A 22,463-nucleotide genomic window follows, 5' to 3' on the forward strand; every position below is an offset into this window, starting at 1 on the left:
CGGCGAGCGCGCATCCACTAGGGTCGGAGCATGATCCGAATGGGGGCGGGTCGCGTCGCTGCGGCCATCATCGTGGGGCTGGCCGGAATGACGCTGTCGGCCTGTTCGCTGCTGCCGGCGCAGGCCGCCAAGACGCCGACACCGACCGCGACGCCGAGCGCCGTACCGCTGGCACAGCAGCTGCCGCAACTCCTCAAGAAGGGCCAGACGATCGGCACGGGCGACCTGCAGATCATCGACCACGAGCCGTTCGACGACCCACGGGCGCAGCATCCCCCCACGGGTAAGCTCACGATCGTCGTGAACTCGTCGGGCCAGGTCGAGGTGCGGCTCCGCCTGGACGACCCCGCCGCGGCGGCGACCGCGATCGCCGATTACGCCATCGTGCTCTCGACTGCGCGGCACGACGGACTCCCCGACCCGATCGAGCACCTCCAGTTCGGCCTGGTCTCCGATCTCGCCTCGGTGACCGCCGACGGCGAGCTGGTCCTCCCGCTCGGCGGCGACGAGGTGATGTTCGGCGACCCGACGTTCCTGCACTCGGTGGAGGTCAACGTGGCGGGTGAGGGACCCGTCCTCGCCGCAGCGCCCATCGCGTGGACCCTCCCCTCGCCCTACCCCGGCCTGACGGCGGTGGACCACGGAGTCGCGACCTTCGCGCACGGGCAGGCAACCGTCCAGGACGGCGTGATCACCGACTATGTTCCGAACCCGTACGACACCGTCTACATGGTGGCGCGCCGGTTCGGCATCACCGAGGTGCAGCTGCTCTGGCTCAACCCGTGGATGGCGGGCGACCCCGATCAGCTGAAGTACGGCGTCCCGATCAACCTGGCCGCCTCGCGGCGCTGAGGCGGATGGCCGCTCAGCGGTCCCCCGCGTCCAGCGCGTCGAGCGTGGCCACATCCTCCGGCGACAGCTCGAAGTCGACGTCCGCGTTCTCGCGGATGCGCTCCGGCGTGGTCGACTTCGGGAGCGGGAGCACGTCCTTCTGCAGCAGGTAGCGGATGCTGACCTGCGCGACCGACTTGCCGTACTTCGCCGCGATGGCGGCGATGTCCTCGTTGTCGAGCAGCCGGCCGGTCGCCAGCGGCGAGTAGCCCTCGACGAGGATGTCGCGCTCCTGGCAGTAGGCCGTCGTCTCCGGCTGGGTGTTGCCGACGAACCAGCGGATCTGGTTTGCGTGCGGCACGACCTCGGTCGCGTCGATGAGCGACTCCAGGTCGGCGACCTCGAAGTTGCTGACGCCGATGCTGCGCGTCAGGCCCTGCTCGTACACCTCCTCGAACACCTTCCAGACCTCGATGTTGCCCGCGCGGTGGTCGCTGCCGATGGCGTTCCACGGCCACGGCGCGTGGATCAGGTAGAGGTCGATCGGCCCGAGGTCGAGCAGCTTCGTCGACTGGTCGAACGCGTGCCGGGCACCCTCAGCGTCCTTCACCTCGGCGGGGCACTTCGTGGTGATGAAGATGTCCTCGCGCGGGATGCCGCTGTCGCGGACCGCCCGGCCGACGCTCTGCTCGTTGCCGTAGGCGCGGGCCGTGTCGATGTGCCGGTAGCCGGCGTCGAGGGCGGTGCGGACGGAGTCGTAGGTCTCGTTCCCGTCGGGGATCTGCCAGGTGCCGAAGCCGATCTTGGGGATGGTCACGCCGTTGGACAGGGTGAAGGTGTCGGTCAGAGCAGGCATGGGGGAATCTTCCTCTCGAGGGATGCGGTGCCGCACATCGTAGTCCCGCCTGCGGCTCAGTCCACCGGTTCGGGGCTCCCGTCGCGCAGGTGCTCGTAGACGATGGACGTGCGCACGTCGGCGATCTCGCGCCGCTGCGTGAGCCGGTCGATGACGAACGCGTAGAGGCTGTCGTTGTCGGCGACGGCGACGTGGATGATGAAGTCCTCGTTGCCGCTCGTCACGAACACGCCGATGGTCTCCGGCAGCGAGGCAACCCAGTCGCGGAAGCCCTCGATCACCGGCCGCGACGGCGGCCGCACCCGCACGACGATGAGGGCCTGCACCGGCCGTCCGATCGCGGCGAGGTCGACGTCGAGGCTCGCGCCGCGGATGATGCCGCGCCTCCGCAGCGCCCGCGTGCGCTCGAGCGCGGTGCTCGGCGAGACGCCGACCGCAGCGGCGACGTCCCGGTTGCTGCGGCGCGCATCCGACTGGAGTTCGCGCAGGATCGCCCGATCAAGTTCGTCCACGCCGTCGATTCTAGGACGTCCGCCGAATATCGTTCGGATTCTCAGCGCGTTGCTCGCGCGGTCGCTAGGTTCTGTGATCGACGACCGAACGAAGGGATGCTCGATGACCGCAGCAGTCGGATTCCAGCCGGACGAGGTGGATACCTCCTCCCCGACCCGCTCCGCTCGCCTCAAGTGGGTGGTCGTCGTCGACGAGTCGCTGCCGGCAGGGCTCGCGGCCAACGCGGCCAGCTGCACCGCCGCCGCGACCGCTGCCGGGGTCGGCGGCCTCCTGGGACCGGACGCGGTGGATGCCGACGGCAGCACCCACCCCGGCCTGCCGTGGGCGGGGTGCTCGGTGCTGCGGGCGCCCGCCGCCCAGCTGGCCGTCATCCGGGCGAAGGCGGCCGCAGCGGACGACGTGTTCGTCGCGGACATGCCCGCGGCGGCGCAGCAGACGCGCGTCTACGACGAGTACCTCGCCGCGGTGGCTGAGAACGAGGGCGACGCCCTCCCCTACTACGCCGTCAGCGTGGTCGGCCCGCGCAACCGCGTCGACCGCATCGTCGGGAGGCTGGCCCTGCTCTGATGTCGGCCCCGCGTCCCGGGTCAGTGCTGCAGCGCGCTCTTCAGCAGGATGACGACGACCCCGAACGCGCCGGTGATGAGGGCGCCGACCAGGCAGACCACGAACGGCCGGCCGCGCATGAGGAAGACCGAGTAGCCCAGCACGGCCAGCATGACGACCGCGAGCCACAGCGCGAGCGCCACCCCCAGGTCTGCGGGGAGCACCCCGAGCGCGGCCAGCAGCAGCGGCACGCTCGGCACGATCGCCGCCTCCAGCATCCCGCCGGATTCGCGCAGCGCGTGCCGGATCGACGCGCTCACCCGGTCGCCGAGCCGCGTGGAGTCGCCGTGGAAGCCGAGCGCGGTGGAGTACACGTGCGCCAGCCAGAAGACGACGATGCTGACCAGGCTGAAGATGAGCAGCCGCACGGCGGAGGCCTGGTCGTCGCGCTCCCCCGACGCCGCCGCGACGACGCTCGCGTAGACGATGGTCCCGTAGATGGATGCGGGCGTTCCCCAGTGCCGCCACAGCCGCCGCTGGAGGCGCGTGGCGTCGCCGCCGGCATCCTCCTCGTTGAGGTCCATCAGCCGACGATCCGCTGTGGTTCCGGCCGCATGATCGCCCCTTCCGACGCCGTCGGTGACCGTGCTCGTGGATGCTATCCCCCGGAGCGAGAGCGGGGGAAGAGGGGTCGGTGTCGGTCGCAGCCGGTACCGTTCGGTCATGGAGATCGCCCTGGACCGCGACGAAGCGCGCCGCATCGCCGTGCGCGCGCAGCGCCTCGACGCCGACCGCCCGGCGGAGCTCGTGCCACTGGTTGAGCACCTCACGTTCGTGCAGCTGGACCCGACGGCGGCGATCGCGCCGAGCGCCGACCTAATCGCCTACACGCGGATCGGCGCGGCCTACCGTCCGGAGCAGCTGCAGGCCGCGGTCGAGCGTGACCGGGCGCTGTACGAGCTGAAGGCGCAGGACGACCCGGTGCAGCCTCCGTTCGCGATGCTCCGCCCGGTCTCCGACCTGGCGCTCAACCTCGACCGCATGTCCTCCGGGCCCGCGCACGGGGGCTGGCGGGCGTGGCTGGAGGCGAATCCCCGGTTCCGGCGCGACGTGCTCGACCGGCTGCGCGGCGCCGGTCCGCTGCTGTCGAAGGACATCCCGGACACCGCGGAGGTGCCGTGGACCTCGACCGGCTGGACGCACGACAAGAACGTCACCCACATGCTGGAGCTGCTGCAGGGGCGCGGCGAGGTCGCCGTCGCGGGCCGGATCGGCCGGCAGCGCACGTGGGATCTCGCCGAGCGCGTGTACCCGACCGACATCGCGGTGGTGCCGGAGGCCGAGGCGGCCCGGCTGCGCGACGAGCGCCGCCTGCGGGCGCTGGGCATCGCGCGTCCCCAGCTCGTCGGCGACGCCGGTGCGCCCGCGCGGGTCGAGGGCAGCGACCGGGTCTGGCGGGTCGATCCGGAGGCGGTCGGGAAGCCGTTCGCGGGGCGCACGGCCCTGCTCTCGCCGTTCGACCGCCTCATCCACGACCGCGTGCGCTCGCAGGAGCTGTTCGGCTTCGAGTACCTGCTCGAGATGTACAAGCCGGCGGCGAAGCGCCGCTGGGGCTACTTCGCGCTGCCGATCCTGCACGGCGACCGCCTGGTCGGGAAGCTCGACGCGACCGCCGACCGCAAGGCCGGGGTGCTGCGCGTCGACGCCGTCCACGAGGACGAACCCCTCGACGCCGCCGCACGCGACGACGTCGACCACGCGATCGCCGACCTCGCCGCCTGGCTGGGACTCACCCCCGAGATTCGTGCCCAATCAGCGGAATGACGGCGCCGAAACGCGCATTCGGCACGAATCGGCGGCCCGCTAGTGCGGGTCGGAGGCGTTGAGCACCTCGACGACCCGGTCGTAGTCGCCGCGCGCCTCTCCGTAGCGCAGGAACTTGACCCGCTCGACCTGCAGCTCCTTCGCATCCGGCTGCGTCTCGATGAGCTGCATGACCTCGGCGACGAACGCGTCGAGCGGCATCGCGAAGGAGCTCTCGCGCTGACCGGGCATGAGGTCCGTGGCGACCGACGGCGGCTCCAGCTCCACGACCTTCACGCTCGTGTCGGCCAGCTGCAGACGGATGCTCTCGCTGAGCATGTGGATGGCCGCCTTGCTGGCGTTGTAGCTGGGTGTGACCTTCAGCGGCGTGAAGGCGAGCCCGGACGAGACGGTGACGATGGTGGCGTCGGGCCGGGTCTGAAGGTGCTCGACGAACGCGGCGATGAGCCGGATCGGGCCGAGGATGTTGGTCGTGATCGTCGCCTCGGCGGAGTCGAGGAAGCCGGCGGGCGTGTGCCAGTCCTCGGCCCGCATGATGCCGGCCATCGCGACGAGCACGTTGAGGTCGGGATGGGCGGCGAGCACCTGCGCCGCGGCCGCCCGGATGCTCTCCGGATCCGCAGTGTCGATGCGGACTGTGCCGATTCCGGGGTGCTCCGCGGCGATCCGCTCGAGGAGTTCGGTGCGACGTCCTCCGACGACGACGGTGTTGCCGCGCTCGTGCAGGGCGACGGCGAGGGCGAGCCCGATGCCGCTGGTGGCGCCGGGGATGAAGACGGTGTTCCCTGTGATGTCCATGACCACAGCGTGCGCAGGCCCGGCGCCCGGAGGAAGTGGAGCGGTCGTCCAGGGATCGGCGGTCCCTGGTTCGCCGTGGGCCGGGCCGCCATCATGGAGTCATGGATCGTTCCGCCCTCGCCGACTTCCTCCGGCGGCACCGCGAGACGCTGCGCCCGGAGGACGTCGGCCTTCCGCCGGGTGCCCGCCGCCGTGCTCCCGGGCTGCGGCGGGAGGAGGTCGCGCTCCTCGCGGCCATGTCGACCGACTACTACACGCGGCTGGAGCAGCGGCGCGGGCCGCAGCCGAGCGACCAGATGCTCGCCTCCCTCGCCCGTGCCCTCCGGCTGACGGCCGACGAACGGGACTACCTCTACCGCGTCGCCGGGCACAACACCCCGGACCGGATCTCGGCGGGCGATCACCTCTCCCCCGCCCTTCAGCGTGTGCTCGACCGGCTGCAGGACACCCCGGCGCTCGTGCTGTCGTCCACCGGCGAGACGCTGGTGCAGAACCGGATGGCCGTTGCCCTGCTGGGCGACCGGTCCGGGTACACGGGGCTCGCGCGCAGCGAGTACTACCGCTGGTTCACCGAGCCGGAGACCGCACGCGCGCAGTACCCCGAGGACGACCGCGAGCGCCAGAGCCGCGCGCAGGTCGCCTCGCTGCGGGACGCGTACGGCACGATGGGCCCGCGGTCCCGCGCCGGTGAGCTGGTGCGCGCGTTGCTGGCCGAGAGCCCGGAATTCGCCGCGCTGTGGGAGCGGCACGAGGTCGCCCGCCGGTTCGAGGACCACAAGACCCTCCTGCATCCCGAGCTCGGCGCGATCGAGCTGGACTGCCAGGCGCTGTTCACCGAGGACCAGTCGCAGTGCCTGCTCGTGCTGACCGCCGCTCCGCGCACCGAAGCCGCCGAGAAGCTCGCCCTCCTCGGCGTCCTGGGCACCCAATCCTTCGCCCCCTCCGCCCCGGCCAAGAGCTCCTGAGTTCTTCGAGAATTCCGCGGCGATTCGCTCGAAGAACTCAGGAGCTCTTGGCCGGGGTTGGGGGAGGTCGTACGGTGGCGGGGTGAACGGGGGACGGTGGAGTCGCGAGGATCCGGTGGTGGAGTGGCTGCTGGGGGGAGATCCGGCGATCCGCTGGCAGACGCTGCGCGATCTGGTCGGTGCGCCGGAGGATGAGGTCCGGGCCGAGCGGGCCAGGGTCGAGACCGAGGGCTGGGGAGCGCACCTGCTCGACCAGCAGGACGCGTCCGGCACCTGGGGCGGGACGGTCTGGAAGCCGGAGGACCGGGACGCGACCGACAGCGTCGTGCTGCTGCTCGCCCTGCTCGGCGCCGATGGCGACAGGACGCGCGCCGCGCTCGACCGGACGGCGGCGGGGGTCGACTGGGGCGAGGAGTGGGGACACAGCCCCTTCTTCGACGGCGAGGTCGAGCCGTGCATCAACGGCCGGGTGCTGACCGCGGGCGCGCCGTACGGCCACGCCACCGAGACGATGCTGGGAAAGCTGCTCGACACCCAGCAGTCCGACGGCGGCTGGAACTGCTACGCCGAGACCCGGGACGATCCCGGCTCCTTCCACAGCACCGTCTGCGTCGTCGAGGCGCTCGCCGCCTACCGCGACGCCGGCGGGCCGACCGACGTCGCCGAGCCGCTGCACCGCGGCCAGGAGTACCTCCTGGAGCGCGGGATGATGCGCCGCCGATCCACCGGAGAACTCATCGACGAGGGCTGGCTCGCGGCCGCGTTCCCCTACTACTGGCGCTACGACGTGCTGCGCGGCCTCGACCACCTGCGCACCGCCGGCCTCCCTTACGACGAACGGGCGGAGGAGGCGGTCGAGGTCATAGCGAGGCAGCGTGGCGCCGACGGCCGCTGGACGCTCAACCCCCCGCTCCCCGGCCGTCCCGCGGTCGCGCTGGAGACCGTCGGCGAGCCGAGCAGGTGGAACACGCTCCGCGCCCTCCGTGTGCTCGACTGGGCCGGCGCATAGACGAAGAGCGGCGGCTTCGCCTCCGGCGTTCCCACGTCAGGAATGCACGCGTACTAGGTCTCTATGAGTAGGGCCAGAACGCTGTCACCCTGATCGCGGGAGGATTCGACATGACCGAAACGGTGGACCTGATCGAGGTGCTCCGGCGCGCCTCCAACGCTCTCCCCGATGACACAGGCCTGCGCCTGCGCCTGGCCGAACAGCTCCACCTCGCAGGCCGACCGACCGAAGCGCTCTCGGAGTGCGCCCGCGTGCTCGAACGGGACCCCGCCGACCAGGTGGCCGCTCTTCTGGTCGGGCGGATCACTGAAGCGCTCGGTGCGACCGTGCCAGACGCGATCGCGCCAGACGCGAAGGTGGACGGAGACGCGACGGTCGGCGACGACGATCGGATGTCGACGGACACCGGCACCGGCACCGCCGCCACGTCCTCCCCAGAGTTCGATTGGGAGGCCGCCGCCGCCGACCTCGGCGACGCGGCCCACCCGGTCTTCGTCACCGGGCCGTCTCCAGAGCGCGACGACGACGCGGCCTCCGCGCCCACAACGCGCCCGGAGGTCACTCTGGCCGACGTCGCCGGCATGGAGCAGGCGAAGGCACGGATCGAAGCGAGCTTCCTCGTCCCGCTGCGCAACCCCGAGCTCGCGGCGCTGTACCGGCTCGACCTCAGAGGTGGGCTTCTGCTCTACGGGCCGCCCGGCTGCGGCAAGACCTTCCTCGGCCGTGCGCTCGCCGGTGAGTTGGACGCCGGTTTCATCGAGGTGGGCATCGCCGACGTCCTCGACATGTACCTCGGGCAGTCGGAGCGCAACCTCCAGCGACTCTTCGCAGACGCCCGTCGCTCGGCGCCCACCGTCATCTTCTTCGATGAGCTGGATGCGCTCGGCGCGCGCCGTTCCACCCTGGGCAGCGGGGCCATGCGCACGACGGTGAATCAGCTCCTGGCCGAGCTCGACGGGGTCGGCTCCGACAACACCGGCGTCTACGTCGTCGGGGCGACCAACGCGCCGTGGGATGTCGACCCGGCGCTCCGGCGCCCCGGCCGGTTCGACCGGACCATCCTGGTCGCCCCGCCCGACGAGATCGCGCGGGCGGCGATCTTTCGCGCGCATCTGGCGACGCGACCGGTCGAAGGCATCGACCTCGACCAGCTTGCACAGCGCACCGACGGCTTCTCCGGCGCCGACGTCGCGCATGTCTGTGCAACCGCCGTCGAGGCAGCACTGATGGACTCCATCCGCGGCGGCGAGCCCCGCCTGGTCGGGATGCGGGAGTTGCTCGCCGCCATCGACGATGTACAGCCGTCGGTGGGACCGTGGCTGCAGACCGCCCGCAATGTCGTCGAGTTCGCGAACACGGCGGGCGAGTACGACGAGTTGGCGGATTACCTGGCCGCCGCCCGGTCGCCGAAACGCCGTCGCCGATGACAGACGACTCCGACCCGTCCGCTCGCGCGCTCGAGCGCGGCCGGATGCTGCGCGAGCTCGGGCGACTCGATCACGCGGCGGACATCCTGGGGCGGGCACTCGCGCAGGAACCTGACCACGTCGGACTCCTGGTCGAACTCAGCGACGTGGCGTACGCGCAGGGAGACTTCCGGCGAGCCGCCGATCTCGCCGACGCCGCTTTGGCCGGGGATCCCGCCGACGGCTCCGCGCTCATCAGCGCGGCGGATGCGGCGCGCCGACTCGACGATGACGAGCGGGCGCTGGAGTTGAGCGCGACGGTGGTGGAGCGGCACCCTCTGTGGGCGCCTGCGCTGCGCTGCCGGTACCTGGCACTCGCCGACGCGTTCCAGGATGCGCCCGCCGACGAACCCCGCCGTGCTGCCTGGGGGAAGGAGGCGAAGCGCATCGTAGACCGGCTTGCGGAAGAAGGTCCGAAGGATCTCACCGCGGCTGTGGTACGCAGCCTGTACACGATCACCTTCCTCGGGGACATGGAGCGCGCGACCGACGAGGTGAGGGATGCGCTCGCGCTCTTTCCGGACAACGCGGAGCTGCTCTCGTTGCTGGCTCGCCTGGAGGCGCAGAACCAGGAGACGGCCGCCGCCACCGCCTACGCCCGCGCCGCGCTGAGCACTGCACCGGACGACGAGACGGCACGGAAGGTCCTGCTCCGGGCCACCGGGGACGCCATGCAGCACGGGTGGTTCCTCTGCGCCTTCGCCGGACTGTTCGGCGGCACGCTCGCCCTTACCGGCTGGCCGCTGCTCTACAAGCCGCTCGTCGCGGTCGAGCTGCTCCTGCTCGCGCTCATGTTCTGGCGCACGGGCGCCGCGCTCCGTGCGACGGACCTGGCCGGGTACCGGCGAGCGCGGCCCGTCCGGTGGGTGCTGTGGTGTGCTGCGGTCGTCGGGATGTGCGCCCTCCTGGCCGCGCTGCTGGCCCTGCCCGCCGGCGGCGACGCCGGGCGGCTCGCCGTCGCAGTGGGCGGGATGTCCGCGGCCGCAGGCTGGGGCACCTTCGCCTACACCTGGGCACTGCGCTCGTATCGCCCCGAAACGACCCGGCACTACGTCGTCGAGGGCCCTCCGACCCCCGTGCCGCTGATGCGCTACACCGGAATGCGCTACGCCCTGGTCGGCTACCTCACAGCACCTCTGCTGTTGAGCGGATGGCCGTGGATGTACCGGGCCGCCCTGACGCTCCTCCTGCTGTACGCGCTCATCCGCGGGACCCCTGTGCTGCGACGGATGGGCCGGCAGGGGCTGACGGAATTCCGCGCATCTCAGCGGCGCCGGTGGCGACGGTGGTGCCGACGGATGGCAGTCCTGAGCGCGCTCTACGCCGCACTGCTGACCTTCGCGCCGTCGGCGTCCGCGTCGGCGAACGCCCTGTACTGCACGGTGGCGCTCGTCGTGACCGTTGTCATCCTGTTGCTCGCCGGCACAGATGCATCGGCGGAGGCGGAGACGGAGGCCGAGGGTACGGCCCCCGTGGGCCGTCCTCCGGGACCGGCCGACGCCGACCCCGTCCCCGCCGACCGTGCCGGGATCGCAGCGCCGGTGGACGGCCTCCCGCGGCGCAGGCAGTGGGGGTGGGCGGCGATCCTCGTCGTGGCGATGGCCATCCCGCTCCTGGCGAACCTGGGCAGGCTCGGCGGCTCCGATGCCGCACCGTCGATCCCGCCCATACCCAGCCAGATCCGCCCGACCCTCGCCCTGCCTGTTCCGTACAGCACGGCACTGGCGACCGATGGAGAGGCCACTCAGCAGGCGGTCGTGCACGTCACCGCCGACGGAGGAGGCACATTCTGGATCACCGGAGGCCTGGGCGGAAAGGGGTTTCGCGACGAGGTCTCCTTCACCGGCAGCCTCGAGCGCACCTACACCGTCGATCCCGCAGCGGATACCTCGCTGTTCGTGGGGGTGACGACCGATTCGACAACCGAGAGCGTCGGCTGCCGGCTGCTGGTGGACGGCGTCGTCGTCTCGGAACGGACGAACCGCGCTGCGGCCTTCTGTAGCAGCTCTGCTCGATGAGAGCGCGCTCCCCGTGATCGCCCGGGGTAGTGGCGACGGGCGTACAGTCCACCCCATGACCGCTCGCACCCTGCTCCTGATCCGTCACGGCGAGAGCACCGCGAACGTCGCGGCCGCAGCGGCGGAGGCCGCCGGCGCCGAGGTGATCGCCGTCGAGGCGCGCGATCCCGACGTCGCCCTCTCCCCGCTCGGCGAACTGCAGGCGGGCGCGCTCGGCGCCCGCCTGCGCGCCGCCCTCCCGGCCGACGCCGTCGTCTTCAGCTCGCCCTACCACCGGGCCGTGCAGACCGCCCGGTTCGCCCTCGGCGAGGAGGTGCCCCTGCTGCTCGACGAGCGCCTGCGCGACCGGGAGCTCGGCATCCTGGACCGTCTGACCGCGCTCGGCGTCGAGCACCGCCTTCCGCTGGAGGCCGAGCGCCGGCGCTGGGCGGGGAAGTTCTACTACCGGCCGCCGGGCGGCGAGGCGTGGACGGATGTCGCCCTGCGCATCCGCTCCTTCCTCCGCGACCTTCCCGCCGACAGCGGGACGGTGGTCGTGTTCGCCCACGACGCCGTGGTGAGCCTGTTCCTGTATGTGCTGCTGCGGATGTCCGAGGCGCAACTGGCGGACCACCTGCTGACCCATCCTGTCGCGAACGCGTCGGTCACCGAGCTGACCTCCGACGGGTCGGGATGGACGCTGCAAGCCTTCGCCGACGACGAGCACCTCGCCGCCGCGGGCCTCCCCGCGACCGAGCACCCCGGTCAGGCGCGTGCCGATGCGTGAGGCGCGCCGAGCGACGCCGGAGACCGTCACGCCCGAGCTGCTCCGCGCCTGGCCGCTGCCACAGCCGTCCGGCTCGAAGCGGTCGCGGGGAGAGGTCGTGGTGGTCGGCGGCGCGCTCCGCTCCCCCGGTGCGGCCCTGCTGGCCGGGCGAGCCGCGCTGCGCGTCGGCGCGGGCCGGCTGACGCTCGCAGTCGGCTCCTCCGTCGCGGTGGCGGTCGCCGTCGCCCTGCCGGAGAGCGGGGTCGTCCCCCTCCCCGAGTCCTCCGCTGGGAGCGTGCGCGGCGCCGGCATCCGGTCGGCGTCGTCGGATCTCGCGGCCGCGGACGCCGTGCTCATCGGCCCCGGGCTCGACGACGCGGAGGAGACGGCGAGGATGCTCACCCGGGCGGCGCGCGCCGCCGGGCGCGACACCGTGCTCGTCCTCGACGCCTACGCGCTGGGGGCGCTGGCCGGGCACCCGCGGCTCGCCGGGTCCGGACCGCGCATCCTGACGCCGAACACCGAGGAGGCGGGCCGCCTGCTCGGGCGCGAGGTGCGGGATCTGGACGCCGACTCCCGCGAGCTCGCCCGCCGCTACCGCGCGACGGTCTCCTGCTTCGGCCGCGTCGCCGCGCCGGACGGCCGCCTCTACACCGTCGGCGACGGCGGTCCGGGGCTCGGCACCTCCGGGAGCGGGGACGCCCTGGCCGGCGCGATCGCGGGCCTCGCGGCCCGCGGCGCCGACCCGGTGCAGGCGGCGGTCTGGGGCACGTACCTGCATGCCGCCGCCGGGGAGTCGCTCGCCCGCGAGGCCGGGCCGCTCGGCTTCCTCGCGTCCGAGATCGTCGACCGGCTCACCGCCGAACTGACCGCCCTCTCCTGACGCGCGACCGGCGGCGAAACACCGTCTAGCCGCGCAATCCTCCGTGGCGTTACTCTCAGCGCACATCCAGGCTCGTGCGAGCGTGGAGCTGAGAGGGGAAAACGAACATGGACTGGAGCAACTTCTGGAGCGTCATCTGGCTCTTCTTCTGGAGCTTCGCCTTCGTGGCGTATCTGTTCGCGCTGTTCGCGATCATCAGCGATCTGTTCCGTGACCACAAGCTCAACGGCTGGTGGAAAGCGCTGTGGATCATCTTCCTGATCTTCGTGCCGTTCCTCACCGCGCTGGTCTACCTGATCGCCCGCGGACCCGGGATGGCGCAGCGCAGCCAGAGGGAGGCCCGTCAGTACCAGTCGGCCACCGACGCCTACATCCGTCAGGTCGCCGGCTCGAGCCCGGCCGACGAGATCAGCAAGGCGAAGGCTCTGCTCGACAGCGGCGCCATCACGCCGGAGGAGTTCGCCCACCTGAAGGCGCACGCTCTCTCCGGTCAGCCGGCGGCCGCCGCCGCGGCCCCTGCCGCAGCACCGGCCGCGCCCGCGGCGCCCGCCGCTCCGGCGACCCCGCCGCCGGCAGCGCCGACCGTCTGATCCCGCGGCGGGACGAGCGTCCGTCGTGACCGGAACGACCCCCGCGGCGCCGCAACCCCCAACGGTTGCGGCGCCGCGGCGCACTCCACTGCGCCCTCTCGCAGGGCTGAACCGCGGAAACCTGGTGCGGGAGCTGCTGGCCGGGGTCACCCTGCTCGCCATCGCGGTCCCGCTCAACATCGGGTATGCGCAGATCGCCGGGCTGCCGCCGACGGCCGGGCTCTACGCCCTGGTGCTCCCGTCGATCCTGTACGCGCTCACCGTCTCGTCTCGGCAGGTGGTCGCCTCGCCCGACGCCGCGGCGGCCGCGCTCGTCGCCGCGTCGCTCGGCGGCCTCGCGGTCGCGGGGAGCGAGGGCTACCTCGCCCTCGCGTTCGCGCAGGCGATCATCTGCGGCATCGTCTTCCTGCTCGCCTCCGTGTTCAAGCTCGGCTTCCTCGCCGACTTCCTGTCGAAGCCCATCCTGGTCGGCTTCGTCGGCGGTCTCGCCCTCGACATCCTGGTCTCCCAGCTGGCGAAGATGCTCGGCGTGAAGATCGGCGCGGGCGACGAGTTCGTCCAGCAGGTGCGCGATCTTCTCGCGGGCCTCGGAACGACAAACGTGTGGTCGGTGCTCATCGCCGCCGGAGCCATCGTCGTCCTCCTGGTCGGCCGGCGGATCGCCGCGGCGCTCCCCTGGGCGCTGGTGGTCCTCGTCGTGGCGACGGTCGTCGTGATGCTGGCCGGTCCCGCCCGCCTCGGCGTCGCGGTGCTCGGGCCCGTGGAGGCCGGCCCTCCCGCTCTCACCTGGCCCGTCATCGGGTGGACGCAGTGGCTGCAGCTCATCCCGTCGGCGATCGCCCTCACCGTCGTGGCCATGGGCGAGGGGCTGCTGGTCTCCCGGTCCTACGGCGAGAAGCACGGCTACCGGACCGACGCGAACCGCGACCTGCTGGCCTTCGGCCTCGCCAACCTGGGCGCCGGCGTCAGCGGCGGCTTCGCGGTCGGCTCCTCCACCTCACGCACCGCGGCGATGGACCAGTCGGGCTCCCGGACGCAGCTGCCGACGCTCGTGGCCGCCGCCGGAACTCTGCTCCTGCTGATCTTCGGCACCGCACTGCTGGAGGACATCCCGTCGCCCGCCATCGGCGCGATCGTGGCGGTCGCGGTGTTCCCGCTGCTCGGCATCCGCAAGCTCGTCGCGCTCTGGCGGCAGGACCGGTTCGAGTTCGCCGTGGCGGCGGTCTGCTTCCTCGGCGCGGTGCTGATCGGCCCGATCGCCGGCATCGGCATCGCGTTCGTGCTGGCCGTGGTGAACGTCGTGCGGCGGGCGGCGAACCCGCCGATCGACGTGCTCGAGGCCGACGGCGACCCGCACGCCTCCCTGCTGGGCGCGGCGCCCGACGGCCTGGAGACCGCCCCGGGCGTCGTGGTCGTGCGCCTGGCCGCCCCGCTCTTCTTCGCCAACAGCGGCGCCTTCGGCACGGCCGTGCGCCGCGCGGTGGAGGCGTCGCATCCGGCCCACCTCGTGCTCGACCTGGAGGCCGTGACCGACGTGGACGTGACCGGCGCCGACGCGTGGACGGGCGTCCAGTCGTACCTGGCGGCGAGCGGCGCCGACCTGTCCCTGACGCGGGTCCGCCCGGGCATCCGGGAGCGATTGGAGCGGCTGGGCCTGCTCGACGGCGTCCGCTTCTTCGACACCAACAGAGCGGCGATCGCCGCCCTGACCCTGGAGGGAGCCGCGCATGACCGACGATGACCTCACCCCGGATGCTCCCCCGCCCGCGCAGCCGGCGGCACAGGAGCACCGCGGCCGTTGGCCCTTCCGCGGCCGACGGCCCCGCCCGGCAGCGCCCGAGGCCCCGGAGGACCCGGACGCCGAGCAGGGGGCCGGCGGCGTGGGCCGCGGGCTGCGCATCCTTCTCAGCCTCGCCGCGGGCGTCGTCATCGCCTTCGGGATGGCGGCCATCGGCAGCATCCTCGCCCCCACCCTGCTCGCCCTGGTGCTCACGATCTGCGCCCAGCCGGTGCGGGTGTGGCTGGAACGGCACGGGACCCCGCAGGGGCTCGCCACCGGCGCGGTCGGCCTGACGGTGTTCGCCCTGCTCGCCGCGTTCATCGGTGTGCTGTGGGTCGCGGTCGCACAGTTCGTCGGGATGCTGCCGCAGTACCAGCCGCAGCTGCAGGCGATCGGCAACCAGTTCGCGTCCTGGCTGCAGAGCATCGGGGTCGGGCCGCAGCAGGTGCAGCAGATCGAGGCGGGCTTCAACCCGAGCACGATGCTGTCCTTCTTCAGCAGCCTGCTGGGGAACGCGTTCGGGCTGATCGCCCTGCTCGTCATCGTGCTGACGATGCTCATCCTGATGCCGGCCGACGCCGCCTACACGCCGACCCTCTTGCGGGAGCTCAGGCCGGTGCGGCCGAACCTGGTGTTCGCGATGACCGGCTTCGCCCACTCGGTGCGGCGCTACATGGTCGTGACGACGCTGCTGGGCATCGTGCAGGGCGTCATCAACGGCGTGGCGCTGTGGCTGCTCGGCGTCCCGGCGGCGCTGCTCTGGGCCATCCTGTCGTTCCTGTGCAGCTTCATCCCGAACGTCGGCTACTTCATCGCGCTCGTGCCGCCGCTCGTCTTCGGCTACCTCACCGGAGGCTGGGGCACGGTCGTGGCGGTCATCATCGTCTACGGCGTCATCAACGCGATCGTGCAGTCGGTGGTCCAGCCGAAGGTGGTCGGCAACGCGGTCGCGCTGAGCCAGACGCTCACCTTCTTCTCCGTGCTGCTGTGGGCGGTGGTGCTCGGCCCGATCGGCGCGATCCTGGCCGTCCCGATCACCCTCCTCGTGCGCGCTGTGCTGGTGGACGCCGACCCGCGCTCCCGGCTGTGGCGCCCGATCATCGGCGACCTCACCCACACCCGCGAGGTGATGAAGCACGAGTCGGAGGAGCGGCGCGCGGAGCGGCGGCAGGCGCACGACGGCGGCAGCGGCCGTGGGTGAGGCGATCGCCGATGTCCTGCCCTACGCGGTCGGCATCGCGATCAGCCCCATCCCGATCATCGCGGCGATCCTGATGCTGCTGTCGCCGCGGGCGCGCAGCACCGGCGTGGGCTTCCTGGTCGGCTGGGTGGTCGGCATCGCCGTCGCCGTGACCGTGTTCACCCTGCTGTCGTCGCTGATCCCGGAGCCCGCTCCGGACTCCTCGCAGCCTGTCGCCGGGACGATCAGGATCGTGCTCGGTCTCGCCCTGCTGCTGCTGGCGCTCCGGCAGTGGCGCTCGCGGCCGAGGCTGGGGGATGCGCCTGCCCTCCCCGCGTGGATGGGTGCCATCGACTCGTCGACCACGTGGCGGGGGTTCGCGCTCGGATTCGTGCTCGCCGCGGTCAACCCGAAGAACCTGCTGCTGGCGGCAGGTGCCGGGGTGGCGATCGGCGCCGACGGGCTGAGCTCCGGTGCGGCGGCGGTCGCGATCGCAGTGTTCACGCTGATCGCGGCACTGTCGGTCGCGGTCCCCGTGATCGCCTACCTCGTCTCGGCCGACCGGATGCGCCGGCCGCTGCAGCGGTTGCGCGGCTGGCTGGTGCAGAACAACTCGGCGGTCATGGCGGTGCTGCTGCTCGTGATCGGCGTCGTGCTGATCCGGGACGGGATCGAGGCCTTCTAGGAGCGGTGCGCCGCCACCGCGAGGTCTCCCCCGCCCTCCACGGTCAGGCGGCGGCCGATGCGGACCAGCTGCGGCTCCTCGGTGAAGGCGCCCGCGAAGAGCGCCTCGCCCTTGCGGAACGACGGCGACTGCTCCAGCAGGTGCGCGGGCACGAAGCCGAACACGTCGGCGAGCTCGGCCAGGTCGCGGGGCGAGTTCATCCGCATCAGGCCCAGGTTGTCGCACTGCGAGAGCACGTTCGGGTGGATCTTGGTGGGCCGCTGCGTCGACAGGAACAGCCACAGCCCGAACTTGCGGCCCTCCGCGGCGATCTGGATGAGCTGCTCGGTGAGCTTCGCCTCCACGCTCGTGCGCGGCACCGGCGGGCAGAAGTTGTGCGCCTCGTCGATGACGATGAGGATCGGGCGGCGCTCCATCCGGCGGTTCCACAGGTCCTCCAGGACGCCGAGTGCGGCCGCCTGCGGCTCGCCCGGGTGGGTGAAGCCGCCGACGTCGAGCACCACGACGCGCGGGCGGGCGGTGACCACCTCGGTCGCCGAGGATGCGCCGAGCGCCCACAGCGGCCACTGCAGGATCTCGAGGTTGTCGATCCGCAGCCCCAGCCGTCGGCGGGCCGGGTCCTCCGACTCCAGCAGTGCCGAGAGGAACCGGTCGCCGTCGAAGTGCTCCGGCTCCGCCTGCAGGTGCAGGAGCGCGTTGTACTCCTCGTCGTCGGCGATCGGGTCGAGCTGGCCGACCGCGCCCTTGGCCGGGACGCTGAGGTCGACGAAGCGGATGTGCAGCTGCGGCTCCTGCCGCGTGCTCGAGTGCAGCACCCGGATATCGAGGTCGGCCCACTGCGCGGCGTCGGCGGGCGCGGTGTCGTCGCGCAGGGTGTCGAGCGCGACGAAGTCGGCGTTCGGGTCGAGGACGAGCATCGGCAGCTCGGTCCGGAGCAGCAGCTGCTCCAGCACCACGCCGAGCGCGTACGTCTTACCCGACCCGCTCTGCCCGCACCAGAAGGTGTGCCGGTTGAACCGGGAGCCGTCGATGACAGCCGGGCGCTCCGGCGCCTCGACCGTGGTGCCGATGGTCAGGGGGATCATCCGCCCCTCCTCCTGCTCGCGGGCCGTGTGGCGCCGATGCTAGCGCCACCCCCGCCTCCGCGGACAGACCGGATCGCCCGCGGTCAGAGCGGCCGCAGCGACTCCGGGATGGGGAAGGCGAGGGTGTAGATCCGCTGCGGTGCGTCGATGGCCCCGTAGTCGTCCTTCTTCACCACGATCCGCTCGGTGGACACCTCGGTCAGGCGAACGCGCAGCCAGCGGCCGTCGTCGAGGCGCAGCTCGTACGGGTCGGCGAGGTAGCCGATCCCGGTCGCCTCCAGCAGTTCCTCGCCGGTGAGCCAGTCCACCGGCCCGGCGAGCTCCCGCCCCAGGAGGTCGATGGGTACGAAACCCTCCCCCTCCGGGCGCAGCCAGCCGACCCGCTCGCCGTCCTCACGACGGTGTTCGATCGCCTCCCACATCCTGCTTACCGTAGCGGCATCCGCGGACCTATGATGAGCGCGTCCGGCCGGATGCGCCCGCGGGACCGCGGCCGCGTCGCCCCGGAGGAGGTGCCGTCATGAGCCTGGATGTCGCAGAAGCGGGCGAGCGCGCAGAGAGCCCGCTCTCGCCCGAGGAGCTGTTCGAGGCGGGGCGCGCCGCCCGCGAGGTGCTGCCGCGCTCGGCGGCCGCCGACTACGTTCCGCCGCCCGGCCGCGACCCCATCGGCATCCTGCGGCGGCAGCACGAGGACCGGCTGCAGAACCTCGTGGATCTGCGGGTTCAGCGGATGAGCGCCGACGCGTTCGCGTTCTACCGCGGCACGGCCGCGATCCAGGCCGCCGACCTGGCGGAGGCACCCACGACCGGCGCCGAGGTGGTGATCTGCGGCGACGCGCACCTCAGCAACTTCGGGATGTACCGCTCGCCCGAGGACGCCATGGTGTTCGACATCAACGACTTCGACGAGGCGACCGTCGGGCCGTGGGAGTGGGACCTGAGGCGGCTGCTCTGCAGCGTCGTGCTCGCTGGACGGTCGCTCGGCCTCCCCGTCGAGCAGGTCCGGGAGGCGACGGAGGGCTCGGCCCTCGCGTACCGCAACTGGCTGCGGACCGCGCTCGCGACGCCGCTGACCGCACGGTACTTCACGCCGACGGCGGTGGGGTCCGGCCGTGGTCTGCTGAGCCCGGACATGCAGCGGCTGGTCCGGCAGGTCACCAAGGAGTCCAAGAAGCGCACGACCGAGCGCACGGCGCGCCGCACGCTCGAGACGGACGAGCACGACCGGCTGCGGTTCGTCGAGCGGCCGCCGATCCTGCTCCGGGCGGAGCCCGAGGTGCAGGCGCTCGCCCAGGATGCGTACGAACGCTACCGGAGGACCCTCCCGCCGAACACGGCGCTCCTGACCTCGCAGCTGCGGCTCGACGATGTCGCCCGCCGTGTGGTCGGCGTCGGCAGCGTCGGAACGCGGTGCTTCATCATCGCGCTGCGCGGGCCGACCGGCGAGCCGGTCATCCTGCAGCTGAAGGAGGCGGACATCTCGGTCGTCGAGCGGTTCGGCGGTGTGCAGCCCCTGCCGGGCTACCTCGACCTCACGCTGCTGCCGGAGGAGCAGGGCTACCGGGTGGTGGCGTGCCAGCGCATCCTGCAGGCCGTCTCCGACCCGTTCCTCGGCTTCCTCCGGGTGGAGCGGTTCGCCTTCTACATGCGCCAGTTCCGCAACAGGAACGCCTCGTTCGAGATCGGTGCGATGAACCTGCCGCAGTTCCTGGACTACGCCCGCGTCTGCGCCGTCGCGCTCGCCCGCGCCCACGCCCGCTCGCCGAAGTCGCCGTTCATCGCGGGGTACATCGGTTCCGGGGCCACCTTCGCGGCGGCTCTCGCGGCCTGGTCGGAGAAGTACGCCGACCAGGCCGAGGCGGACTACGCGGAGTTCGTGGACGCGGCACGAGCCGGCGCGTTCCGCGTCGACTGACCGGCGGTCGACGGGTCGGATGCGCGGGCTCGCGCGGCTCTCAGCCGGTCGCGTTCGTGGACCGCCTCCTGCGACGGAGCCACAGGAAGCCCCCACCGACGACCCCCGCCGCAGCGACCGACCCCGCGCCGAGGGCGGGGTCGATGGCCGGGACCTCGCCGCTGTCGGGCTCGCGGTAGGTGATCACGATGAAGCCGGCGCCCACGTGCGGTGCGTCGTTCACCGCGTCGGTCGCGGCGCCGTCCAGGTATCCGGAACCTCCGGCTCCGCAGCCCCAGCTGCCCTCGCCGACCGCGCTGCCGCCGGCGCCGCCGCTGTAGTAGCCGCCACCACCGCCGCCGCCCGGGTGCGCCAGGGCGACGTCTTCAGGGTTGGCGGGTCGACCTCCCATGTGCGCCGACTGCGCAGTCGACGGTCCGTCTCCCGGGCCTCCCGGGTAGTCCGTGCCGACTCCGCCTGCGCCGGCCGTCGTCGAGGTCCCGCCCGTCGCCGGAGCGCCGGTCCCGTCGCCCATCAGTGCGCCGTCGCCCCCGCTCTGCGTATCTCCGAAGGTGCCTCCGGCACCGCCGCGGCAGCCGTCGGCCGAACCGCCGCCTCCGCCCGCCATGGCGATGAGTTTGTCACCGCTGCTCAGGGCCGATGCGCCGCCGCCCAGGTAGGAGAGAGAGGGCAGCAGCCGACCTCCATCCCTGCCGGTGCCTCCCCTCAAGATGTCGCCGAAGCTCACCGGGTACGAGAAGTGGAACGCGCCGCCCGGCCCTCCGTCGGCGGGGTTCTGGCCGCCGTAACCCGAGGTTCCCGCGATCGACACGTCGACCGAGGCCACTCCAGCGGGGACGGTGAACTCCTTGTCGTTGTTGGTGAGGGTGACGGTGCAGACACCCCCGCTGCAGTCCGGTGTCGCCGCTGACGCGGGGATCGCCGATGCGAACGCCATCGTCCCGGCCAGAGCGACACTCGCGCCGGCCACCGCGCACGCCCGTCTCGCTGTGCGGCCTCTCGAACGTTCTGACATGGGTGTGGCTCCGATTCTGGGTCCCGGGAAGAGTCATCGACGCTCTGGGGTATGAGCGCCCGATGCCTTAAGAGACCGATCCGGGACGCGGACCATGACGCGACGATCTGGCGGCGTCCGGCTCGACAGCCTCAGCGAGCCGCTGCCGCGGCCGGCTGCCGCGGCGGCAGGAGGAACCGCCGCACCGCCTGCTCCACCTCCGCGGTGTCCAGGTGGAGGCCGTGCCGCGCGTCGAGTTCCCGCAGCACCGCTCCGGGGATGCGCTCGGCCATCAGCCGGGCGTGCGCGACAGGGGTCAGCGCATCCCGGGTGCCGTGCAGGATGAGGGTCTCGGCCTGGATCCGCGGCAGCGCGTCACGGCCGTCGTGGTCCCGGCTCGCGGCGAAATGCCCGCGCAGGGCCGGCCGGGAAGCGGTGCGGGAGAAGAAGCGGTCGACGTCGGCCGGGTGGCCGACCGCCCAGGCGTCGTCGAAGAACAGCGGGAGCATCCGCTCGCGGTCGCCGCTCAGCAGGTCTGCGACCGTGGAAGGGTCGCGCGGTCGGGCGCTGCGGTCGCCCGAGGTGGTAGCGAGGAGGACGAGCTTGCGCACCCGCTCCGGGTGATCGGCGGCGAGCCACTGGGCGATCCGGCCGCCCATCGAATGTCCGACCACGTGCGCCGCCGCGACGCCGGCCGCGTCGAGCACCGCCACCGCATCGTCCGCGAATCCCCGCGTGCTGTACAGCGCCGGGTCGCCGAGGCCGCTCTCGTCGATCCCGCGGTGGTCGTAGACGATGACGCGGAAATCGCGGGCGAGCGCGTCGGCGAACGGACCCCAGCCGCGCATCCCGGTGGCCTGCCCCGCGATCAGGAGCACGGGGACGCCCGTCCCCGCCTCGTCGTAGGCGAGGCGCGTCCCGTCGTCGGCGGTGGCGAACCTGCTCACGCCGCTCCGTGCGCCCGAGCCGCGAGAGGGCGCTCGCGGACGGCGCGTGCGCTCCACCGGCCGTCGGCCTTCTCCACCCGGATCGCGTGCTCGAACGCGCGCGTCACGGTCTCGGTGGTGACCGCGTCGTCGATGCCACCCACGGCGACCGTCCGCCCGTGCGAGATCAGCAGGGCGTGCGTCGTCGTCTCCGGCAACTCCTCCAGGTGGTGCGTGACCAGCACGGAGGCGAGCTCGGGGGCGCTGTGCGAGAGGCCGTCGATGGTCTCCAGCAGCTGCTCGCGCGCGGCGACGTCGAGCCCGGTCGTGGGCTCGTCCAGGAGCAGCAGCCGCGGCTCGGAGACGAGCGCGCGGGCGATGAGCGCCCGTCCACGCTCCCCCTGCGAGAGCGTGGGCCAGCGGGCGTCGCGCCGCTCGTCGAGCCCGACCGAGTGGATGAGCTCCCGCGCCCTGCGCACCTCCTCCGCCGTCGGCTCCCATCGCATGGGCGGCTCCAGCGTCCCGGTGATCCCGGTGAGCACCACCTCGGTCGCCGTCAGGGGCGAGCGCACCGGGTGCCGCGGGTTGACGTGGCCGATGTGGCGGCGAAGCTCCTGCAGCTCGACCCGGCCGAGACGCCGGCCGAGCACGTCGACGGTGCCGGAGGTCGGGAAGGTGAGCGCACCGCAGAAGCCGAGCACGGTCGACTTGCCTGCACCGTTCGGCCCGAGCAGCGCCCAGTGCTCGCCCGCGCGGACCGTGAGGTCGATCCCGTCGAGGATCTGGGTGCCGTCGCGCCGGAACGTGACGTCGTGGAGTTCGAGGACGGTGTCGTGCGAGTTCACCGATCCACC

Annotated in this window: 23 protein-coding genes; 14 read left to right on the plus strand and 9 right to left on the minus strand. The window is 72.4% G+C overall.

Going from position 1 to position 22,463, the window contains the following annotated elements; translation table 11 throughout:
* Window positions 1-30: 30 nt before the first annotated feature.
* A complete protein-coding gene (locus HNO83_RS05670; RefSeq protein WP_249776518.1) occupies window positions 31-852 on the plus strand; it encodes a hypothetical protein in 822 nt (273 codons plus the stop codon).
* Between the two features lie 13 nt (window positions 853-865).
* Here HNO83_RS05670 and HNO83_RS05675 read toward each other — a convergent pair whose 3' ends face one another.
* A complete protein-coding gene (locus HNO83_RS05675) occupies window positions 866-1,687 on the minus strand; it encodes an aldo/keto reductase (RefSeq protein WP_175336539.1) in 822 nt (273 codons plus the stop codon).
* Between the two features lie 56 nt (window positions 1,688-1,743).
* Window positions 1,744-2,199: an Lrp/AsnC family transcriptional regulator gene (locus tag HNO83_RS20550; RefSeq protein WP_175336540.1), complete on the minus strand. Its 456-nt coding sequence runs from the start codon at window positions 2,197-2,199 to the stop codon at window positions 1,744-1,746.
* A 103-nt stretch (window positions 2,200-2,302) separates the two neighbouring features.
* On the opposite strand from HNO83_RS20550, the gene HNO83_RS05685 reads away from it, so the two are divergent.
* Complete coding sequence (locus HNO83_RS05685; RefSeq protein WP_175336541.1) at window positions 2,303-2,767, plus strand: DUF2000 domain-containing protein; 465 nt, start codon at window positions 2,303-2,305, stop codon at window positions 2,765-2,767.
* Window positions 2,768-2,787: 20 nt separating this feature from the next.
* Here the strand turns inward: HNO83_RS05685 and HNO83_RS05690 are convergent, their stop codons facing one another.
* Complete coding sequence (locus HNO83_RS05690) at window positions 2,788-3,330, minus strand: hypothetical protein (protein ID WP_175336542.1); 543 nt, start codon at window positions 3,328-3,330, stop codon at window positions 2,788-2,790.
* 139 nt (window positions 3,331-3,469) lie between these two features.
* Here HNO83_RS05690 and HNO83_RS05695 point away from each other — a divergent pair, with 139 nt between their 5' ends.
* Window positions 3,470-4,570, plus strand: a complete 1,101-nt coding sequence (locus HNO83_RS05695) for a DNA glycosylase AlkZ-like family protein (RefSeq protein ID WP_175336543.1) — start codon at window positions 3,470-3,472, stop codon at window positions 4,568-4,570.
* A 39-nt stretch (window positions 4,571-4,609) separates the two neighbouring features.
* Here the strand turns inward: HNO83_RS05695 and HNO83_RS05700 are convergent, their stop codons facing one another.
* Window positions 4,610-5,368 carry an SDR family oxidoreductase gene (locus HNO83_RS05700; RefSeq protein WP_175336544.1) on the minus strand — a complete coding sequence of 253 codons (759 nt, stop codon included), beginning with the start codon at window positions 5,366-5,368 and terminating at the stop codon, window positions 4,610-4,612.
* 101 nt (window positions 5,369-5,469) lie between these two features.
* On the opposite strand from HNO83_RS05700, the gene HNO83_RS05705 reads away from it, so the two are divergent.
* From HNO83_RS05705 to HNO83_RS05750, 10 genes are all read left to right on the plus strand, one after another.
* The gene (locus HNO83_RS05705; RefSeq protein WP_175336545.1) at window positions 5,470-6,333 is read left to right on the plus strand and encodes a helix-turn-helix transcriptional regulator; all 864 of its coding nucleotides are present in this window, start codon (window positions 5,470-5,472) and stop codon (window positions 6,331-6,333) included.
* Window positions 6,334-6,451: 118 nt separating this feature from the next.
* Entirely contained in the window at window positions 6,452-7,342 is an 891-nt protein-coding gene (locus HNO83_RS05710; protein WP_349627085.1) for a prenyltransferase/squalene oxidase repeat-containing protein, read from the plus strand.
* Window positions 7,343-7,452: 110 nt separating this feature from the next.
* Complete coding sequence (locus HNO83_RS05715) at window positions 7,453-8,769, plus strand: ATP-binding protein (RefSeq protein WP_175336547.1); 1,317 nt, start codon at window positions 7,453-7,455, stop codon at window positions 8,767-8,769.
* On the plus strand, window positions 8,766-10,826 hold the full coding sequence (locus HNO83_RS05720) for a tetratricopeptide repeat protein (protein ID WP_175336548.1): 2,061 nt from the start codon (window positions 8,766-8,768) through the stop codon (window positions 10,824-10,826). Before HNO83_RS05715 ends, HNO83_RS05720 begins: the two co-directional genes overlap by 4 nt.
* Before the next feature lie 55 nt (window positions 10,827-10,881).
* Entirely contained in the window at window positions 10,882-11,592 is a 711-nt protein-coding gene (locus HNO83_RS05725) for a histidine phosphatase family protein (protein ID WP_175336549.1), read from the plus strand.
* On the plus strand, window positions 11,585-12,454 hold the full coding sequence (locus tag HNO83_RS05730; protein WP_175336550.1) for an NAD(P)H-hydrate dehydratase: 870 nt from the start codon (window positions 11,585-11,587) through the stop codon (window positions 12,452-12,454). Before HNO83_RS05725 ends, HNO83_RS05730 begins: the two co-directional genes overlap by 8 nt.
* Before the next feature lie 107 nt (window positions 12,455-12,561).
* Complete coding sequence (locus tag HNO83_RS05735; RefSeq protein WP_175336551.1) at window positions 12,562-13,044, plus strand: SHOCT domain-containing protein; 483 nt, start codon at window positions 12,562-12,564, stop codon at window positions 13,042-13,044.
* A gap of 25 nt (window positions 13,045-13,069) precedes the next feature.
* Window positions 13,070-14,785, plus strand: a complete 1,716-nt coding sequence (locus HNO83_RS05740) for a SulP family inorganic anion transporter (RefSeq protein WP_349627086.1) — start codon at window positions 13,070-13,072, stop codon at window positions 14,783-14,785.
* Window positions 14,772-16,025, plus strand: a complete 1,254-nt coding sequence (locus HNO83_RS05745; RefSeq protein ID WP_175336552.1) for an AI-2E family transporter — start codon at window positions 14,772-14,774, stop codon at window positions 16,023-16,025. The genes HNO83_RS05740 and HNO83_RS05745 overlap by 14 nt, the downstream gene beginning before the upstream one ends.
* The gene (locus tag HNO83_RS05750) at window positions 16,018-16,689 is read left to right on the plus strand and encodes a GAP family protein (RefSeq protein ID WP_175336553.1); all 672 of its coding nucleotides are present in this window, start codon (window positions 16,018-16,020) and stop codon (window positions 16,687-16,689) included. The genes HNO83_RS05745 and HNO83_RS05750 overlap by 8 nt, the downstream gene beginning before the upstream one ends.
* Here the strand turns inward: HNO83_RS05750 and HNO83_RS05755 are convergent.
* Both HNO83_RS05755 and HNO83_RS05760 read right to left on the minus strand, forming a co-directional pair.
* A complete protein-coding gene (locus HNO83_RS05755; protein WP_175336554.1) occupies window positions 16,686-17,774 on the minus strand; it encodes an ATP-binding protein in 1,089 nt (362 codons plus the stop codon). The two genes, HNO83_RS05750 and HNO83_RS05755, sit on opposite strands and share 4 nt — an antisense overlap.
* Before the next feature lie 83 nt (window positions 17,775-17,857).
* On the minus strand, window positions 17,858-18,196 hold the full coding sequence (locus HNO83_RS05760) for a hypothetical protein (protein ID WP_175336555.1): 339 nt from the start codon (window positions 18,194-18,196) through the stop codon (window positions 17,858-17,860).
* A gap of 98 nt (window positions 18,197-18,294) precedes the next feature.
* Here HNO83_RS05760 and HNO83_RS05765 point away from each other — a divergent pair, with 98 nt between their 5' ends.
* Entirely contained in the window at window positions 18,295-19,689 is a 1,395-nt protein-coding gene (locus HNO83_RS05765; RefSeq protein ID WP_175336556.1) for a DUF2252 domain-containing protein, read from the plus strand.
* A 40-nt stretch (window positions 19,690-19,729) separates the two neighbouring features.
* Here the strand turns inward: HNO83_RS05765 and HNO83_RS05770 are convergent, their stop codons facing one another.
* From HNO83_RS05770 to HNO83_RS20245, 3 genes are all read right to left on the minus strand, one after another.
* On the minus strand, window positions 19,730-20,659 hold the full coding sequence (locus HNO83_RS05770; protein ID WP_175336557.1) for a hypothetical protein: 930 nt from the start codon (window positions 20,657-20,659) through the stop codon (window positions 19,730-19,732).
* Between the two features lie 176 nt (window positions 20,660-20,835).
* Window positions 20,836-21,630 carry an alpha/beta fold hydrolase gene (locus HNO83_RS20240; protein WP_349627087.1) on the minus strand — a complete coding sequence of 265 codons (795 nt, stop codon included), beginning with the start codon at window positions 21,628-21,630 and terminating at the stop codon, window positions 20,836-20,838.
* The gene (locus tag HNO83_RS20245; protein ID WP_349627088.1) at window positions 21,627-22,454 is read right to left on the minus strand and encodes an ABC transporter ATP-binding protein; all 828 of its coding nucleotides are present in this window, start codon (window positions 22,452-22,454) and stop codon (window positions 21,627-21,629) included. Before HNO83_RS20245 ends, HNO83_RS20240 begins: the two co-directional genes overlap by 4 nt.
* Between the last annotated feature and the right edge of the window lie 9 nt (window positions 22,455-22,463).

This window comes from Leifsonia sp. C5G2 (assembly GCF_013359685.1).
Taxonomy (GTDB): domain Bacteria; phylum Actinomycetota; class Actinomycetes; order Actinomycetales; family Microbacteriaceae; genus Leifsonia.

Coding starts and splice junctions, on each gene's coding strand:
- HNO83_RS05760 (WP_175336555.1), bottom strand. CDS start 18,196: ATGTGGGAGGCGATCGAACACCGTCGTGAGGACGGCGAGCGGGTCGGC.
- HNO83_RS05735 (WP_175336551.1), top strand. CDS start 12,562: ATGGACTGGAGCAACTTCTGGAGCGTCATCTGGCTCTTCTTCTGGAGC.
- HNO83_RS05675 (WP_175336539.1), bottom strand. CDS start 1,687: ATGCCTGCTCTGACCGACACCTTCACCCTGTCCAACGGCGTGACCATC.
- HNO83_RS05700 (WP_175336544.1), bottom strand. CDS start 5,368: ATGGACATCACAGGGAACACCGTCTTCATCCCCGGCGCCACCAGCGGC.
- HNO83_RS05725 (WP_175336549.1), top strand. CDS start 10,882: ATGACCGCTCGCACCCTGCTCCTGATCCGTCACGGCGAGAGCACCGCG.
- HNO83_RS05730 (WP_175336550.1), top strand. CDS start 11,585: ATGCGTGAGGCGCGCCGAGCGACGCCGGAGACCGTCACGCCCGAGCTG.
- HNO83_RS05745 (WP_175336552.1), top strand. CDS start 14,772: ATGACCGACGATGACCTCACCCCGGATGCTCCCCCGCCCGCGCAGCCG.
- HNO83_RS05690 (WP_175336542.1), bottom strand. CDS start 3,330: ATGGACCTCAACGAGGAGGATGCCGGCGGCGACGCCACGCGCCTCCAG.
- HNO83_RS05695 (WP_175336543.1), top strand. CDS start 3,470: ATGGAGATCGCCCTGGACCGCGACGAAGCGCGCCGCATCGCCGTGCGC.
- HNO83_RS05720 (WP_175336548.1), top strand. CDS start 8,766: ATGACAGACGACTCCGACCCGTCCGCTCGCGCGCTCGAGCGCGGCCGG.
- HNO83_RS05715 (WP_175336547.1), top strand. CDS start 7,453: ATGACCGAAACGGTGGACCTGATCGAGGTGCTCCGGCGCGCCTCCAAC.
- HNO83_RS05765 (WP_175336556.1), top strand. CDS start 18,295: ATGAGCCTGGATGTCGCAGAAGCGGGCGAGCGCGCAGAGAGCCCGCTC.
- HNO83_RS05685 (WP_175336541.1), top strand. CDS start 2,303: ATGACCGCAGCAGTCGGATTCCAGCCGGACGAGGTGGATACCTCCTCC.
- HNO83_RS05755 (WP_175336554.1), bottom strand. CDS start 17,774: ATGATCCCCCTGACCATCGGCACCACGGTCGAGGCGCCGGAGCGCCCG.
- HNO83_RS05670 (WP_249776518.1), top strand. CDS start 31: ATGATCCGAATGGGGGCGGGTCGCGTCGCTGCGGCCATCATCGTGGGG.
- HNO83_RS05705 (WP_175336545.1), top strand. CDS start 5,470: ATGGATCGTTCCGCCCTCGCCGACTTCCTCCGGCGGCACCGCGAGACG.